At 56.0% G+C, this 15,782-nt stretch carries 14 protein-coding genes; 8 read left to right on the top strand and 6 right to left on the bottom strand.

Going from position 1 to position 15,782, the window contains the following annotated elements; all coding sequences use genetic code 11:
- Positions 1-42 precede the first annotated feature (42 nt).
- Positions 43-324: a YjcB family protein gene (locus ACOTW6_RS17375; RefSeq protein ID WP_003860282.1), complete on the bottom strand. Its 282-nt coding sequence runs from the start codon at positions 322-324 to the stop codon at positions 43-45.
- Between the two features lie 443 nt (positions 325-767).
- Between ACOTW6_RS17375 and ACOTW6_RS17370 the strand changes: the two genes are divergently transcribed.
- The gene (locus ACOTW6_RS17370; protein ID WP_213789376.1) at positions 768-2,168 is read left to right on the top strand and encodes a diguanylate cyclase; all 1,401 of its coding nucleotides are present in this window, start codon (positions 768-770) and stop codon (positions 2,166-2,168) included.
- 265 nt (positions 2,169-2,433) lie between these two features.
- Positions 2,434-3,999, top strand: a complete 1,566-nt coding sequence (locus ACOTW6_RS17365) for an EAL domain-containing protein (RefSeq protein WP_213789377.1) — start codon at positions 2,434-2,436, stop codon at positions 3,997-3,999.
- Positions 4,000-4,005: 6 nt separating this feature from the next.
- Here the strand turns inward: ACOTW6_RS17365 and soxS are convergent, their stop codons facing one another.
- Positions 4,006-4,332 carry a superoxide response transcriptional regulator SoxS gene (gene soxS, locus ACOTW6_RS17360; RefSeq protein ID WP_003860277.1) on the bottom strand — a complete coding sequence of 109 codons (327 nt, stop codon included), beginning with the start codon at positions 4,330-4,332 and terminating at the stop codon, positions 4,006-4,008.
- Between the two features lie 98 nt (positions 4,333-4,430).
- Between soxS and soxR the strand changes: the two genes are divergently transcribed.
- From soxR to ACOTW6_RS17340, 4 genes are all read left to right on the top strand, one after another.
- Positions 4,431-4,889 (top strand): redox-sensitive transcriptional activator SoxR, encoded by a 459-nt coding sequence (gene soxR / locus ACOTW6_RS17355; RefSeq protein ID WP_062933756.1) that lies wholly within the window; start codon positions 4,431-4,433, stop codon positions 4,887-4,889.
- Between the two features lie 359 nt (positions 4,890-5,248).
- Positions 5,249-5,920 (top strand): glutathione S-transferase family protein, encoded by a 672-nt coding sequence (locus ACOTW6_RS17350; protein WP_017694715.1) that lies wholly within the window; start codon positions 5,249-5,251, stop codon positions 5,918-5,920.
- A 297-nt stretch (positions 5,921-6,217) separates the two neighbouring features.
- Positions 6,218-7,567 carry a guanine/hypoxanthine transporter GhxP gene (ghxP, locus tag ACOTW6_RS17345; RefSeq protein WP_006810466.1) on the top strand — a complete coding sequence of 450 codons (1,350 nt, stop codon included), beginning with the start codon at positions 6,218-6,220 and terminating at the stop codon, positions 7,565-7,567.
- Between the two features lie 152 nt (positions 7,568-7,719).
- Positions 7,720-9,366, top strand: coding sequence for a Na+/H+ antiporter (locus tag ACOTW6_RS17340; RefSeq protein WP_003860270.1), 1,647 nt, complete (start codon positions 7,720-7,722; stop codon positions 9,364-9,366).
- A 75-nt stretch (positions 9,367-9,441) separates the two neighbouring features.
- Here the strand turns inward: ACOTW6_RS17340 and ACOTW6_RS17335 are convergent, their stop codons facing one another.
- Positions 9,442-10,329 carry a LysR family transcriptional regulator gene (locus ACOTW6_RS17335; protein WP_180243890.1) on the bottom strand — a complete coding sequence of 296 codons (888 nt, stop codon included), beginning with the start codon at positions 10,327-10,329 and terminating at the stop codon, positions 9,442-9,444.
- Between the two features lie 102 nt (positions 10,330-10,431).
- On the opposite strand from ACOTW6_RS17335, the gene ACOTW6_RS17330 reads away from it, so the two are divergent.
- Both ACOTW6_RS17330 and ACOTW6_RS17325 read left to right on the top strand, forming a co-directional pair.
- Positions 10,432-10,842: a CidA/LrgA family protein gene (locus tag ACOTW6_RS17330; RefSeq protein WP_023302931.1), complete on the top strand. Its 411-nt coding sequence runs from the start codon at positions 10,432-10,434 to the stop codon at positions 10,840-10,842.
- The gene (locus tag ACOTW6_RS17325) at positions 10,835-11,524 is read left to right on the top strand and encodes an LrgB family protein (RefSeq protein WP_121478511.1); all 690 of its coding nucleotides are present in this window, start codon (positions 10,835-10,837) and stop codon (positions 11,522-11,524) included. The genes ACOTW6_RS17330 and ACOTW6_RS17325 overlap by 8 nt, the downstream gene beginning before the upstream one ends.
- Positions 11,525-11,557: 33 nt before the next feature.
- Here the strand turns inward: ACOTW6_RS17325 and actP are convergent, their stop codons facing one another.
- The 3 genes from actP to acs form a co-directional block, all read right to left on the bottom strand.
- Complete coding sequence (gene actP, locus ACOTW6_RS17320; RefSeq protein WP_213789378.1) at positions 11,558-13,207, bottom strand: cation/acetate symporter ActP; 1,650 nt, start codon at positions 13,205-13,207, stop codon at positions 11,558-11,560.
- Positions 13,204-13,518, bottom strand: a complete 315-nt coding sequence (locus ACOTW6_RS17315) for a DUF485 domain-containing protein (protein ID WP_017382635.1) — start codon at positions 13,516-13,518, stop codon at positions 13,204-13,206. The genes actP and ACOTW6_RS17315 overlap by 4 nt, the downstream gene beginning before the upstream one ends.
- A gap of 127 nt (positions 13,519-13,645) precedes the next feature.
- Entirely contained in the window at positions 13,646-15,604 is a 1,959-nt protein-coding gene (acs, locus tag ACOTW6_RS17310; RefSeq protein WP_040117094.1) for an acetate--CoA ligase, read from the bottom strand.
- Between the last annotated feature and the right edge of the window lie 178 nt (positions 15,605-15,782).

Raw genomic sequence — 15,782 nt, 5'->3', positions numbered from 1 at the left:
TCAAAAAACCCAGACAATGTCTGGGTTTTTTATAACAGGCTATCAGGTAATCACCATCGGCCAGTCTGGTGGGGTGTGGCTCATGGCTTCAACCATCACCACTTTAATGTTTTCCCAGACGGCGGCTATATCCACCAGCGTAATGCCAAGCAAACCTGTCGCGAACCAGCATGCGGCGCCTAACCCTAACAGGGTGCTAATCACAGCAAGACCTGCGTAGTCGGACTTTCGGAACTGAATGTTTAACGTGCTGGCCAGGAACATCAAAACCGCGCTCAACAACGGCCAGCGCAGGAGTACCATGCTGGTGGTAATGGTTGCCATAAAACCCATCCTCGACAAAACAGACGAACTGGAATGAAACAATGTTTCTCGTTACATAAGATGTGTGAACTATATCACATTTGCTGTTTTATTCGCCAGTATCCGCGTGAGGTAAAAGTGGGATTATTGCCGGGGAAAATATATCGTCGTCGCTCAGAACGACGTCTGGTCGGAATTTTTATTTTTAATTCATCCAGATAGCAAAACCTTTGCAAAACGCCATCGGCTGTATAGCGTTTACAGCAGTATATCTATGGATTATGCTTGTGTGGAACAATAAATGTACCCGCAAAAATAATTCATCGCATTGAATTGTTTGGCTTTTTTGGATTTTATATTCTTTGTTTTACACTCAGCATGCTCTTTGATTTCGTGGTCTTATTCTTTTATTCAGATATGAATTATTGCGGTTGCTCTCTCGATTAATGACCTGCGAAAAGATAATGAAAGAAAAAAGACGCGAGATTATTAACGACAGCATGCAGGCGCTGCACGCCCTGGCGAAGCTGATGCCGCAACTCAACGCGCAATGTTCGCCGGTTGAAATGCTGGAAATTATCAACAGCGCACTGGGGGCAAATCTCTCGTGGGTCAGTGTCGAATCCGCAGACGGGCCGCGCGTGGTTTGTGCCGGCGACGTGACGTGTCACGCCTTCAACGTGGCGGATTTTCTTGCCAGCACCCTGTTGCAGCGCCATCACCGCGCCTGGCGGGTTATCTACTGGAAAGCGCATATTGGCCGGGCGGTATTTTCCCCTCAGCACCCGGGCTATGCGCGGCTGCAAAGCGGCGTACTGTGTAAACTCTCAGCGCATGGCAGACAGTGCAGTGGTTATTTCTTTTTGGCTTTTAATGAAAAACTGACCTCGTTGCCGATACTGAAAAATATTATGGTGGTATTGGTTGAGAAGCTAAAAGATTATTTTGATGACATCATCGTGCGGGAAAAAACGGCGCAGGAAATGCAGCGCGTCGTCACGCAATATAAAACCTTATTTGAACGTGCTCCGGTATTAATGAACGCCTTTGACAGGCATAACCGGTGTGTATTGTGGAATGCCGAATGCGAAAAAGTCTTTGGCTGGAGTATGACTGAAATCGGCGAGCACCCCGATCCGCTGGCCTTGTTTTACCCGGATCCTGAGGAGCGACAGCGCGTGCAGGAGTCGGTTCGTTTCGCACCACTTAAGGATATGTACGAATGGCATCCGGTGCGTAAAGACGGGACGCAGTTAACCATTCTCTGGTCAAACATCCTTTTGCCGGATAACTCCATTCTCAATATTGGCCTGGATATCACCGAACGTAAAAAAGCAGAACAGCAGCTGACCGTCAAAGCCACCACGGACGATCTGACGGGCTGTCTGAATCGCTCGACAATCTTACAGCGGCTCAAAATGGCGCTGGCAGCCAGTTCGCCGCAGGATGTGAGTAGCCACTTCTGTCTCCTGATGTTCGATCTCGATTACTTCAAGCAGATCAACGATCGGTGGGGACATCAGGTTGGCGATGCGGCATTGATCCACTTTTGCGACCGTATTCGCGAGGTGAGCCCGGCCGGGTCGGCGCTGGGACGTGTGGGGGGCGAAGAGTTTGTTCTTCTGCTGGCGCGCACGGATGGTATGGCCGCTACGTTGCTCTCTTCCCGGCTGCGTGCCGCGCTGATCTCAAAACCGCTGCGTGTGGGCGATAAAACGCTGGTACTCTCCTTCAGCGCCGGGGTGGTTGAAGTCTGTCAGGGGCAACGGGATACTTCTGCCATACTGATGCGTGCCGATAAGGCATTATATGACGCCAAGCGTACGGGAAGAGGAAAAACGGTCCTGGCGTCTGATTATTTATAAATCAGCATAAGAACAAAGAGCAGGCTATTTCAGCCAGCGAATTTTCCACACCTGTCGCGGGTAATTATTTTCCTTATCAGAAACGAAATGAATACTTTTAGTTTGGCTTACGGGAAAATATTATCGGCATCACGAATTTTAGGATTTTTAATACTAAAAGTCAGTTGCTAACTTCCCATGATTCATGCAACGTAATCACCTGTTTATCAAAGCAGCCGGTCTTCATTGCTACAGGCGTACAACATGCAGGGATACAGAGCGGGAAATGAATCGTAGCGCGCGGCGCAACATGCTCAAAGTGGTCGGGATTATCATGGTAGTTATGCTGCCGGTGATGCTTGCGCTATGGTTTGCCCAGCTTAGAGCCGTGTCGGAAATCAGCGCCCAGCTGCGCACGTTTGCTGAACTTGCTTTAAACAAAACTGAACGGGTTATTCAACAGGTTGATCTGGCCCGGGAAGACGCGGAAAAATATCAGGGTAAAGTGTGTACGCCGGAGCATCGTCAATATATGTTGAACGTTTCCCGCGGTCGTCTTTTTGTTGCCGATTTAATTTATGCTGAAGGCCAGGAGTTTCTCTGCTCGACCCTTTTTACGCCGGATCATCCTTACACCATCCCCGCTGCCAATTACACACGTAAACCTGACGTTGCTATCTATTATTTTCGCGATACACCATTTTTTGATGGTTATAAAATGATATATATGCAGCGCGGAAATTATGTCGCAGTGGTCAACCCGCTTTCGTACAGTGAGGTGATGTCAGACGATCGTTCCCTGTCGTGGGGAGTGTATGACACCGTCAGCAATGCATTTTTTTCTGTAAGCCAGAAAGCCAATATTTCTTTATTGCATTCGATGCTTCGACATCAGGAAACGACTTTTCAGAAAGATGACCGTTTTTATACAATCGTGAAATCCGGGCAGCGGCCGATTGCGGCCATCGTTTCAACCTCCAGCGCCCGTTTTTATAAAACGCTTTATCATCAGGCTACCCTGACGCTACCGCTGGGGATAATATGCAGCATTATTATTCTGCTGGTGTGGTCGCGTACACACCGTGAATTCAATTCGCCTGGCCGACTTCTGCACCGGGCGCTGAATAAACGCCAGCTGTGCGTCCATTATCAGCCCATTATTGATATTAAAAATAACCAGTGCGTGGGGGCAGAGGCGTTGTTGCGCTGGCCAGGATTCAACGGTCAGGTTATGAGCCCGGCGGAATTTATTCCCCTGGCAGAAAAAGAGGGGATGATTGAGCGCATTACGGATTACGTCGTGGAGGAGGTGTTCAGCGATCTGGGCCATTTTCTTGCCGCTCATCCCGATCTGTATGTCTCGATTAACCTGTCGGCGTCGGATTTTCACTCTTCTCGTCTTATCGCCCTGATCTCCGACAAAGCCCGCTTTTACTCGGTTCGCGCGCAGCAAATCAAAATTGAGGTGACGGAGCGGGGGTTTATTGACGTGCCAAAAACCACGCCGGTCATTCAGGCGTTTCGCCAGGCGGGGTATGAAGTGGCGATTGATGATTTCGGAACCGGCTACTCTAACCTGCATAACCTCTATTCGCTGAACGTCGATATCCTGAAAATTGACAAATCCTTTATCGATACCTTAACCACCAACAGCACCAGCCACCTTATCGCCGAGCACATCATTGAGATGGCGCAAAGCCTGCGGCTGAAAACCATTGCCGAAGGGGTCGAGACGGGGGAGCAGGTGAGCTGGTTGCTGAAGCGTGGCGTGCAGTATTGTCAGGGATGGCACTTCGCGAAAGCGATGCCGCCCCAGGCATTTATGGCCTGGCAGCAGCAACCCTTACGTTAACACGCATTAATTAAGCTGATGGCGGTAGTCGCTCGGCGTACGGTCAAACTCGCGGCGGAAGACGCGGGAAAAGGTCTGCTGCGATACATAGCCCAGATCCATGGCGATATCAAAAATGGGCCGCTGCGTTGAGCGTAACGCCTGCGCCGCCAGCAGGAGCCTGCGCTGGCGAATATAATCACCCAGCGTTTGATGCATTACGGTGCGGAACATTCTCTGTAAATACCATTTCGAATAGCCCGACTTCTTAGCGACCACATCAATGTTCAACGGCTGGTCGATATGTTCATCAATCCATTCAATAAGCGTCTGAATAATTTGCTGATGCGACATAAGGTTACCCCTCTGTGGAGACATCTGTCCTGGTTGATTCGTCGTTTTCTCTGCGGGGGAGTATAATTCCTCAAGTTAACTTGAGGTAAAGAGGTTTTATGGAAAAGAGATTACCGCGCATCAAAGCGCTGTTAACCCCCGGTGAAGTGGCTAAGCGAAGCGGCGTGGCGGTGTCGGCGCTCCACTTCTATGAAAGCAAAGGGTTAATAAAAAGTATCCGTAACGCCGGAAACCAGCGGCGCTACACCCGCGATGTGCTCCGCTACGTGGCGATCATTAAAATTGCGCAACGTATCGGCATTCCTCTGGCCACCATCGGCGACGCGTTCGGCGTATTGCCGGAAGGGCACTCGCTGAGCGCGAAGGAGTGGAAGCAGCTGTCGTCCCAGTGGCGTGAAGAACTGGATCGTCGTATTCACACGCTGGTGGCCCTGCGCGATGAGCTGGACGGCTGCATTGGTTGCGGGTGTTTATCACGCAGCGATTGTCCGCTGCGTAACCCGGGTGACAGGCTGGGCGAGCAGGGAACAGGGGCGCGGTTGCTGGAGGAGGAATGAGAGGTGTTTGCCGGGTGGCGCTTCGCTTACCCGGCGGCCTACGCTCTCGGTTTTGTAGGCCGGGTAAGGCGCAGCCGCCACCCGGCAACAAGCATAAAGAACTAAAGCGCCACTAAGGGCGCTTTAGTTTTTTCCGGTCTTTGTCTTTCTCTCTATCCCGCTGGCTCACGGGAGGGTTTCCCCCGACATCAGTACCCCTCGTGTCGAGCTTGTGGAGGAGGTTCCGGTTTGTACTGACACTTTAATTCTATGCCCGGCCGCCGTTTTTGCCACCGGAGACGGTGAGATTTTAGCCGAATTTTTTTCGTGAAGTTGTTCAGTTTTCTATAGTTAAAAAGTATGAGTCACCGGAGAACATCATGCTAACGGTCCACCACCTTAATCAGTCTCGTTCACATCGCGTCCTCTGGGCGCTGGAAGAGCTGGGTCTGACGTATGAGATTGTGCGCTACCAGCGCGAAAAATCCATGCTTGCACCGGATTCGCTCAAAAAAGTGCATCCGCTGGGGAAATCCCCGGTCCTGGAAGATAACGGACTGGTGCTGGCCGAATCAGGCGCGATTCTGGAATATCTTCAGGAAACGTACGATTCGGCGTCACGATTCAAACCGTTAGATCCCGCCCATAAAGTGCAGTATCGCTTCTGGCTGCATTACGCCGAAGGGTCTTTGATGCCGCTGCTGTTAATGAAGCTGGTATTCAACAGCCTCGGTAAACCACCCGTCCCGTTTGGCCTGCGCACGTTGGGTAAGGCGCTGGGGCAGGGGGTGCAAAAAGCGTATCTCAACCGTCAGCTGGAAACGCATGCGCGCTTTATTAACGATCATCTTGCCGAAAACAGCTGGTTTGCCGGCGACACGCTGACCATGGCTGATATCCAGATGAGTTTTCCCCTCTTCGCCCTGCTGGCGAGAGGCGGCATCGACAATCTCGACCACATAGCGGCGTGGAAACAGAGAGTGGAGGCACGTCCGGGCTGGCAGACAACGCTTGCGAAAGGCGGCCCGCTGACGATCCCCGGTGAAGGCTGAAATGTAACGAAATTGCGCATGGACGATAACGTTTGCGCATCCTCTGCTTAATTCTTCATCGTCATGAGGCAATTTTAGCGAAAAACGAGAAAGTTCAGTTGAAAAGGGCGGGTATTAGGCTAGATAATCGTTTGCCTACATTTGACTACCCGTTTTGTAAGCGCGGAGCTAAACGTTTGCTTTTTTTGTGACGCCCCTTTCGTCGCAAACGCAGCACAAGGATTTGACGTTTCGCTGGCAGTGGAGTCTCCACCACGCTTACGGACTTTCAATAAAAATTTTCAGGGGATGTTTTCTATGTCTACGCCATCTGCGCGTACCGGCGGTTCACTTGACGCCATGTTTAAAATTTCTGCTCGCGGCAGCACCGTGCGCCAGGAAGTTGTTGCCGGTCTGACCACGTTTCTGGCGATGGTGTACTCCGTCATCGTGGTGCCGGGCATGCTCGGCAAAGCGGGCTTCCCGCCAGCGGCGGTCTTCGTTGCCACCTGCCTGGTTGCGGGTGTGGGTTCGATTGTGATGGGCCTGTGGGCGAACCTGCCTCTGGCGATCGGGTGCGCCATCTCCCTGACCGCGTTCACCGCCTTCAGCCTGGTGCTGGGCCAGCATATCAGCGTCCCGGTAGCGCTCGGCGCCGTGTTCCTGATGGGCGTGCTGTTCACCGTGATTTCAGCGACCGGCATTCGTAGCTGGATTTTGCGCAACCTGCCGCAGGGCGTGGCGCACGGCACCGGTATCGGTATTGGCCTGTTTCTGCTGCTGATCGCTGCCAACGGCGTGGGTCTGGTCATCAAGAACCCGCTGGACGGCCTGCCGGTTGCGCTGGGTAACTTCGCGAGCTTCCCGGTGATCATGTCGCTGGTGGGTCTGGCGGTGATCATTGGCCTGGAAAAACTGAAAGTGCCGGGCGGCATTCTGCTGACCATTATCGGCGTGTCCATCGTCGGCCTGATCTTCGACCCGACCGTTCATTTCTCCGGGATTTTCGCCATGCCGTCGCTGAGCGATGACAAAGGCAACTCCCTGATTGGCAGCCTGGATATTGTGGGCGCGCTGAACCCGGTGATCCTGCCAAGCGTGCTGGCGCTGGTAATGACCGCGGTGTTTGACGCCACCGGCACCATCCGCGCGGTGGCCGGTCAGGCGAACCTGCTGGATAAAGACGGACAGATTATTGACGGCGGCAAAGCGCTGACCACCGACTCCCTGAGCAGCGTCTTCTCTGGTCTGGTGGGCGCGGCGCCTGCGGCGGTGTACATTGAGTCCGCAGCGGGTACGGCGGCAGGCGGTAAAACCGGCCTGACGGCCATCACCGTTGGCGTGCTGTTCCTGCTGATCCTGTTCCTCTCTCCGCTCTCTTATCTGGTGCCGGCTTACGCGACCGCACCTGCGCTGATGTACGTCGGCCTGCTGATGCTGAGCAACGTGGCGAAAATCGATTTCGCGGATTTTGTTGATGCCATGTCCGGCCTGATCACTGCGGTATTCATCGTGCTGACCTGTAACATCGTGACCGGCATTATGATCGGTTTCGCCTCGCTGGTGATTGGGCGTCTGGTTTCCGGTGAGTGGCGCAAGCTGAACATCGGGACCGTGGTCATCGCCGTTGCGCTGGTCGCGTTCTACGCGGGCGGTTGGGCCATCTGAATTGACTTTTTATGCGAAAACGGGTGGCTCAGGCCGCCCGTTTTTATTTTCAGGACTCATCCTGTTGCCTTTTACGTTACTCTGGAGAGGATAGAATAAGAGGCACGACGCCTCAGGTTTGGCATATAAGAAACACAGCAAACAGGGAACGCATGGAAATTTTCTTCACAATACTCATCATGACCCTTGTGGTCTCATTATCCGGGGTGGTTACACGCGTACTGCCCTTCCAGGTCCCCCTGCCTTTAATGCAAATAGCTATCGGTGCGCTGCTGGCGTGGCCGACGTTCGGTCTGCACGTGGAGTTCGATCCGGAACTGTTCCTCGTGCTGTTTATCCCGCCGCTGCTGTTTGCCGATGGCTGGAAAACGCCGACGCGCGAATTTCTGGAGCACGGGCGAGAGATCTTCGGCCTGGCGCTGGCGCTGGTGGTGGTTACCGTGGTCGGGATTGGTTTTCTGATCTACTGGGCCGTACCGGGGATCCCGCTCATACCCGCCTTTGCGCTCGCCGCCGTGCTGTCGCCTACCGACGCCGTGGCGCTGTCCGGCATTGTGGGCGAAGGGCGTATTCCAAAGAAAATCATGGGCATTTTGCAGGGCGAGGCGCTGATGAACGACGCCTCTGGCCTGGTCGCCCTGAAGTTTGCCGTGGCGGTTGCCATGGGCACCATGGTCTTTACCGTCGGCGGCGCGACCCTGGAATTCTTCAAGGTGGCGATTGGCGGTATCCTTGCGGGCTTCGTCGTGAGCTGGCTGTACGGACGCTCGCTGCGCTTCCTCAGCCGCTGGGGTGGCGACGAACCCGCTACGCAGATCGTCCTGCTGTTCCTGCTGCCGTTTGCCTCTTACCTGATCGCCGAACACATCGGCGTGTCGGGTATTCTGGCGGCGGTAGCCGCGGGGATGACCATCACCCGCTCCGGCGTAATGCGCCGCGCGCCGCTGGCGATGCGCCTGCGTGCGAACAGTACCTGGGCCATGCTCGAGTTTGTGTTTAACGGCATGGTGTTCCTGCTGTTGGGTCTGCAACTGCCGGGCATTATGGAATCCTCGCTGATTGCGGCCGAAGCGGATCCAAACGTTGAAGTCTGGATGCTGTTTACCGATATCGTGCTCATCTACCTTGCGCTGATGCTGGTGCGTTTCGGCTGGCTGTGGACGATGAAGAAATTCAGCGTTCGCTTCCTGACCAAAAAGCCGATGGAGTTCGGCTCGTGGACCACGCGCGAGCTGCTGATTGCCTCTTTCGCGGGCGTTCGCGGGGCGATCACCCTTGCTGGTGTGCTCTCCATTCCTCTGCTGCTGCCGACGGGCGACGTCTTCCCGGCGCGCTACGAGCTGGTGTTCCTGGCGGCGGGCGTGATCCTCTTCTCGCTGTTTGTCGGCGTGATTATGCTGCCGATTCTGCTGCAACATATTGACGCGGGGGACTCCTCGCAGCAGCACAAAGAAGAGCGGATTGCCCGTGCGGCGACGGCGGAAGTGGCGATTGTCGCCATCGAGAAGATGGAGGAGCGTCTGGCCGCCGATGCCGAAGAGAACATTGATAACCAGCTGCTGAAGGAAGTCAGTTCACGCGTGATCGGTAATTTGCGTCGCCGTGCTGACGGACGTAACGACGTGGAAAGTTCGTTGCAGGAAGAGAACCTCGAACGCCGTTTCCGCCTGGCGGCGCTGCGCTCCGAGCGTGCCGAGCTGTATCACCTGCGCGCGACGCGGCAGATCAGCAACGAGACGCTGCAAAAGCTGCTGCACGATCTGGACCTGCTGGAAGCGTTGTTGATAGAGAATCAGTAGCGCTGTAATTGCCCGGTGGCGCTGCGCTTACCGGGCCTACGTGCTCGATCGGTTCCCTCTCCCTGTGGGAGAGGGTTAGGGTGAGGGGGCCCAAAACCCCTCACAGCATTGCAACCACGCCTGTGCGCTGTGCGACAGATAGACCCCTTCACGCCAGATCATCCCCAGCTGCCAGTGCAGGTCGCTCTCCAGCGGGATCCAGCGCAGCGTATTTTTATCCAGCCGCTCGCAGATCGGCTGCGGCAGAATGGCAATCCCCACGCCCGCCTGTACCATCGCCGCCAGAAAATCCCACTGGCCGCTGCGCACCGCAATGCGAGGCTTCACGTTGTGCTGGTTAAACAACGCCATCAGCTGGCGGCTTAAGGCGAAATCTTCGTTGTAAATCAGCAGCGGGTGTTCGCCGAGCAGCTCGGGTTTTACTGATTCAATCTTCAGCCAGTCGCCGGAGCGCGGCACCAGCACGCACAGCGGGTGGCTGAACAGCGGCAGCGTCGCCAGGCCGCTTTCTTCCTCCACAGGAAGGGCGGTCATAGCCACGTCCAGTTCGCCGTTCATCACCGCCTGCTGCACGGTCAGGCCGCCAAATTCAGAAATTTTTAGCTCAACGCCGGGATAGCGCTGGCGAAACAGGCTTATCGGCCCGGCCATCATCATGCCGACCATCGGCGGAATGCCGAGCCGCAGCAGCCCTTTTGTCAGGTGGTTGATGTCCCCAAGCTCGGCCTCCAGCTGGCGGAACTCCGCCAGAATTGCCAGCCCGCGCTCGAACACCACGCGACCGGTATCGGTCAGCAGCAGCTTGCGCCCGTCGCGGATCAGCAGGGTACAGTTCAGCTCATCTTCGAGGTTTTTCAGCATCTTGCTGATGGTTGGCTGGGTTACGAATAACTTCTCCGCTGCGCGGGTAAAACTTTGCTGGCGAACCACCTCGACAAAATAGCGCAGCGTTCTTATGTCCATGATTATTCCTCGAAACTATACCTTCGATGATTTTAATTCATTTCAGTCGATACCGTACGCTCACTATACTGGCGCCTCGTCTCATTTCTGAGGAAAACCCCCATGGCCGTGGCGTTAAGCCGTGTTACGCCTGCCGTTGTGCAACGACTCCAGGTACCGGTTCAGGTACTGCTCTACGCGGGACTGTTTGTTTTCGCGGAATATCTTGTCGACTGGCTGCATCTGCCTTTACCCGCCAACCTGGTGGGGATGGTGCTGATGCTGACGCTGATCCTCTGTCGCGCGTTGCCCCTTAGCTGGGTGCGGGCCGGCGCACGCTGGCTGCTGGCGGAGATGCTGTTGTTCTTTGTGCCGGCCGTGGTGGCGGTGGTGAATTATGCCCAGTTGCTGATGGTCGACGGCTGGCGCATCTTTGCGGTTATCGCCCTGAGCACGATGATGGTGCTGGGCGCCACCGCCTGGGTGGTGGATAAAGTGTATCGCTTTGAAATCAGCAGGCAGAAGCATGACTAACTTTCAGATAAGCGTGCTGTGCCTGATTGCGACAGTCGTCATCTACTTTGCCAACAAGCGTCTGTATCGCCGCTTTCGCGCACTGCCGCTGATGCCGCTGGTCTTTACGCCGATCCTGCTGGTGCTGATGCTGGTCTTCGGGCATATCTCCTGGCAGAACTATATCGGTGAATCCCACTGGCTGCTGTGGCTGCTCGGCCCGGCGACCATTGCCTTCGCCGTACCCGTTTATGACAACCTCGCCATTATCAAACGCCACTGGATGTCGCTCAGCGCAGGCGTCGTCACTGCGACGGTGGTGGCGGTGTGCAGCTCGGTCTGGCTGGCGCGGCTGTTTACCCTGTCGGATGAAATCCAGCGCAGCCTGGCGGTGCGTTCGGTGACCACGCCGTTTGCGCTGGCAGCCGCCAAACCGCTCGGCGGCCAGCCGGATCTGGTGGCGCTGTTTGTGGTCGTCACCGGCGTATTCGGCATGGCAGTGGGGGATGTGCTGTTTCTGCGGCTTTCCATTCGCGAAGGGATGGCGAAAGGGGCGGGGTTTGGCGCGGCGTCGCACGGGGCGGGGACGGCACGTTCGTACGAGCTGGGACAGCAGGAGGGCGTTGTCGCGAGCCTGGTGATGATGCTTTCGGGCGTAACGATGGTGCTGATCGCACCGCTGGTGGCGTGGGTGATGTTTTAAGCTCCCCGGCCAGAGCGACCGGGGAGAAAAGGCTTAGTGCGCGCGGCCTTGCTCAACGCCCAGGCCGGTTTGTGAACGGATAAACTGGGCGCGGAATTTCTCACGCTCCAGGTTACCCTCCGGTGAATTATCGGTGGCAGAGAAGACCCAGATACCGATAAACGCCACGGCAATGGAGAACAGCGCCGGGTATTCATACGGGAAGATCGCGCTTTCGTGACCGAGGATCTGCACCCAGATGGTCGGGCCGAGGATCATCAGAATCACCGCCGTCAGCAGGCCCAGCCAGCCGCCAATCATCGCTCCACGGGTGGTCAGTTTTGACCAGTACATGGAGAGCAGGATGATCGGGAAGTTACAGCTTGCCGCAATCGAGAAGGCCAGCCCGACCATAAAGGCGATGTTCTGTTTCTCGAACAAAATCCCCAGCAGGATCGCCACCACGCCCAGCACCAGCACGGTGATTTTTGAGACCTTCAGCTCATCGCGCTCGCTCGCGCCTTTGCGGAAGACGTTGGCGTAGAGGTCATGCGATACCGCAGACGCACCGGCCAGCGTCAGCCCTGCAACCACCGCGAGGATAGTGGCGAAGGCCACGGCAGAGATAAAGCCGAGGAACAGGTTGCCGCCCACCGCGTCGGCCAGATGCACCGCCGCCATGTTGTTACCGCCGATAAGCGCGCCCGCCGCGTCTTTGAACGCCGGGTTTGCCCCCACCAGCATGATTGCGCCGAAGCCGATGATAAAGGTCAGAATGTAGAAGTAACCCATAAAGCCGGTGGCGTAGAAGACGCTTTTACGCGCTTCACGCGCATCTGACACCGTGAAGAAACGCATCAGGATGTGCGGCAGGCCAGCGGTACCGAACATCAGGCCGAGACCGAGCGAGAGCGCGGATATCGGATCTTTCACCAGCCCGCCCGGGCTCATGATCGCTTCTCCTTTCGGGTGGACCGCCATCGCTTCGGTGAACAGATTATTGAAGCTGAACCCGACGTGCTTCATCACCATAAAGGCCATAAAGCTGGCGCCGAACAGCAGCAGGACCGCTTTGATGATCTGCACCCAGGTGGTGGCCAGCATGCCGCCGAACAGGACGTACATCACCATCAGCACGCCTACCAGCACCACCGCGACGTGGTAGTTCAGGCCGAACAGCAGCTCGATCAGTTTGCCCGCGCCGACCATCTGGGCGATCAGATAGAGCGCCACCACCACCAGCGAACCGCAGGCGGAGAGGGAGCGAATCGGCCCCTGCTTCAGGCGATAGGAGGCGACGTCAGCAAAGGTATAGCGTCCCAGGTTACGCAGGCGCTCGGCAATCAGGAACAGGATGATTGGCCAGCCGACGAGGAACCCGAGGGAGTAGATCAGGCCGTCATACCCGGAGGTGTACACCAGCGCGGAGATCCCGAGGAACGAGGCGGCGGACATAAAGTCCCCCGCGATCGCCAGCCCGTTCTGGAAGCCGGTAATATTGCCGCCCGCGGTGTAGTAATCGTTACGGGAGCGTACGCGTTTCGACGCCCAGTAGGTGATATACAGCGTCAGCACCACGAAAATCAGGAACATGATAATCGCCTGCCAGTTGGTTGGCTGGCGCTGGACCTCGCCGGTAATGGCATCCGCCGCGTGTGCCGCAAAGGGAAGTGTGGCGGCTAGCGCCGTCAGGACTCGCTTCATGATGCTTTTACCTCGCGCAGAACTTCTCTGTTAAGACGATCGAATTCACCGTTGGCGCGCCAGACGTACACACCCGTCAGCACAAACGAAATGATGATAACGCCAATCCCAATCGGAATACCGCGCGTGACGCTGGTACCCTCATGCAGCGGGGTGCCCAGCCAGTGCGGCGCAAAGGCGATCAGCAGAATAAAGCCGACGTAGATAATCAGCATGATGATGGAAAGGATGAAGGCAAACCGTTGCCGTTTTTCGACGAGCTCCCTGTAGTGCGCACTATTCTCTATCTGCTGACAAATATCGTTATTCATCACAGAGTCTCCAGAAGTAAGGTTGGTTTGTTTTTATCCCCTCTCCCCTGTGGGGAGAGGGTGAGGGGAGGAAGGTGCGGTCTGATGCCCTCACCCCGGCCCTCTCCCACGGGAGAGGGAGAAAAAATTATGAAGGCATTGCGATGGCCTGCTTCTCTTCGAGCAGTTTGTCCACCACGCCAGGATCGGCCAGCGTTGAGGTATCACCGAGGTTACTGGTGTCGCCCGCCGCGATTTTGCGCAGGATACGGCGCATAATCTTGCCGGAACGGGTTTTCGGCAGCGAGTCGGTCCAGTGCAGCACGTCCGGCGTGGCAAGCGGGCCGATCTCTTTACGCACCCAGTTGCGCACCTCGGTATACAGCTCTGGCGACGGCTCTTCGCCGTGGTTCAGGGTGACGTAGGCGTAGATCGCCTGGCCTTTGATGTTGTGAGGAATGCCGACAACCGCCGCTTCGGCAATTTTCGGATGCGACACCAGCGCAGACTCAATTTCCGCCGTACCCAGACGGTGGCCGGAAACGTTCAGCACGTCGTCCACGCGTCCGGTGATCCAGTAATAACCGTCTTCATCCCGGCGCGCGCCGTCGCCGCTGAAGTACATGTTTTTGAAGGTCGAGAAGTAGGTCTGCTCGAAGCGCTCATGGTCGCCGAACAGGGTACGCGCCTGGCCAGGCCAGGAGTCGACGATCACCAGGTTGCCTTCGGTAGCGCCTTCCTGCGGATTGCCTTCGTTGTCCACCAGCGCAGGCTGCACGCCGAAGAACGGACGGGTGGCCGAACCGGCTTTCAGCTGTGTGGCGCCCGGCATCGGGGTGATCATGAAGCCGCCGGTTTCGGTCTGCCACCAGGTGTCCATCACCGGGCACTTCTCGTTGCCGATCTTCTTCCAGTACCACTCCCAGGCTTCCGGGTTGATCGGCTCGCCCACGGAGCCGAGGATGCGCAGGGAAGAGCGGTCGGTCCCTTCGATGGCTTTATCGCCTTCCGCCATCAGCGCGCGGATCGCCGTTGGCGCGGTGTAGAGAATGTTGACCTGATGCTTATCAACCACCTGGCACATACGCGCCGGGGTCGGCCAGTTCGGTACGCCTTCAAACATCAGCGTCGTTGCGCCGCAGGCCAGCGGGCCGTACAGCAGGTAGCTATGACCGGTGACCCAGCCCACGTCGGCGGTACACCAGTAGATGTCGCCGGGATGGTAGTCGAAGACGTATTTAAAGGTGGTGGCCGCATAAACCAGATAGCCGCCGGTGGTATGCAGCACGCCTTTCGGCTTACCGGTGGAGCCGGAGGTATACAGGATAAACAGCGGATCTTCCGCGTTCATCTCTTCCGGCTGATGCTGGTCGCTCGCGTTTTCAATCAGATCGCTCCACCACAGGTCGCGCCCCTCGTGCCAGTCGATTTTGCCGCCCGTGCGCTTGAGGACAATGACGTTGTTGATGGATTTTACGTTCGGGTTTTTCAGCGCTTCATCAACGTTTTTCTTCAGCGGGATACCGCGCCCGGCGCGCACGCCCTCGTCAGCGGTGATCACCAGCTTCGAGTTCGAGTCAACAATGCGCCCGGCAACCGCTTCAGGGGAGAAGCCGCCGAAGATCACGGAGTGGATCGCGCCGATGCGCGCGCAGGCCAGCATAGCCACGGCGGCTTCCGGCACCATTGGCATATAGATCGCCACCACATCGCCTTTTTTAATGCCCTGGGCCAGCAGCACGTTGGCGAAGCGGCAGACGTCGCGATGCAGTTCTTTATACGAGATGTGTTTGCTCTGAGAGGCATCGTCGCCTTCCCAGATGATGGCCGTTTCGTTGCCGCGTTCAGCAAGATGGCGGTCCAGGCAGTTCGCCGCCAGGTTCAGCGTGCCGTCTTCATACCATTTAATGGAGACGTTGCCCGGCGCGAAAGAGGTGTTCTTTACCTTCTGATAAGGTTTGATCCAGTCGAGGATGTGACCCTGTTCACCCCAGAACGCGTCAGGGCTGGAAACGGACTGCTGGTATTTCTCCTGGTACTGCTCCGGGCTTATCAGGCAACGGTCCGCAATGTTTGCGGGAATGTCGTGTTTGTGTATTTGGCTCATGGCTTTTTTTCTCCTTGTAAGATGTTAATAATATGTCGCAAAAACGTTAATAGTAGGGGCTTTACAAGCTTTGTTTAGTATTTGGGCGACAGATCACGCAATGTCTGAAGAGTATGAAAATTGAGCGAATGAAACTTTGAAGAGAAATAATTCATCTGAAGAATTATTCACTTTTTTG

This window comes from Enterobacter cloacae complex sp. IR5403, assembly GCF_049238705.1.
GTDB classification, from domain to species: domain Bacteria; phylum Pseudomonadota; class Gammaproteobacteria; order Enterobacterales; family Enterobacteriaceae; genus Enterobacter; species Enterobacter hormaechei_C.
This window is presented reverse-complemented; position numbering and strand designations above follow the sequence as displayed.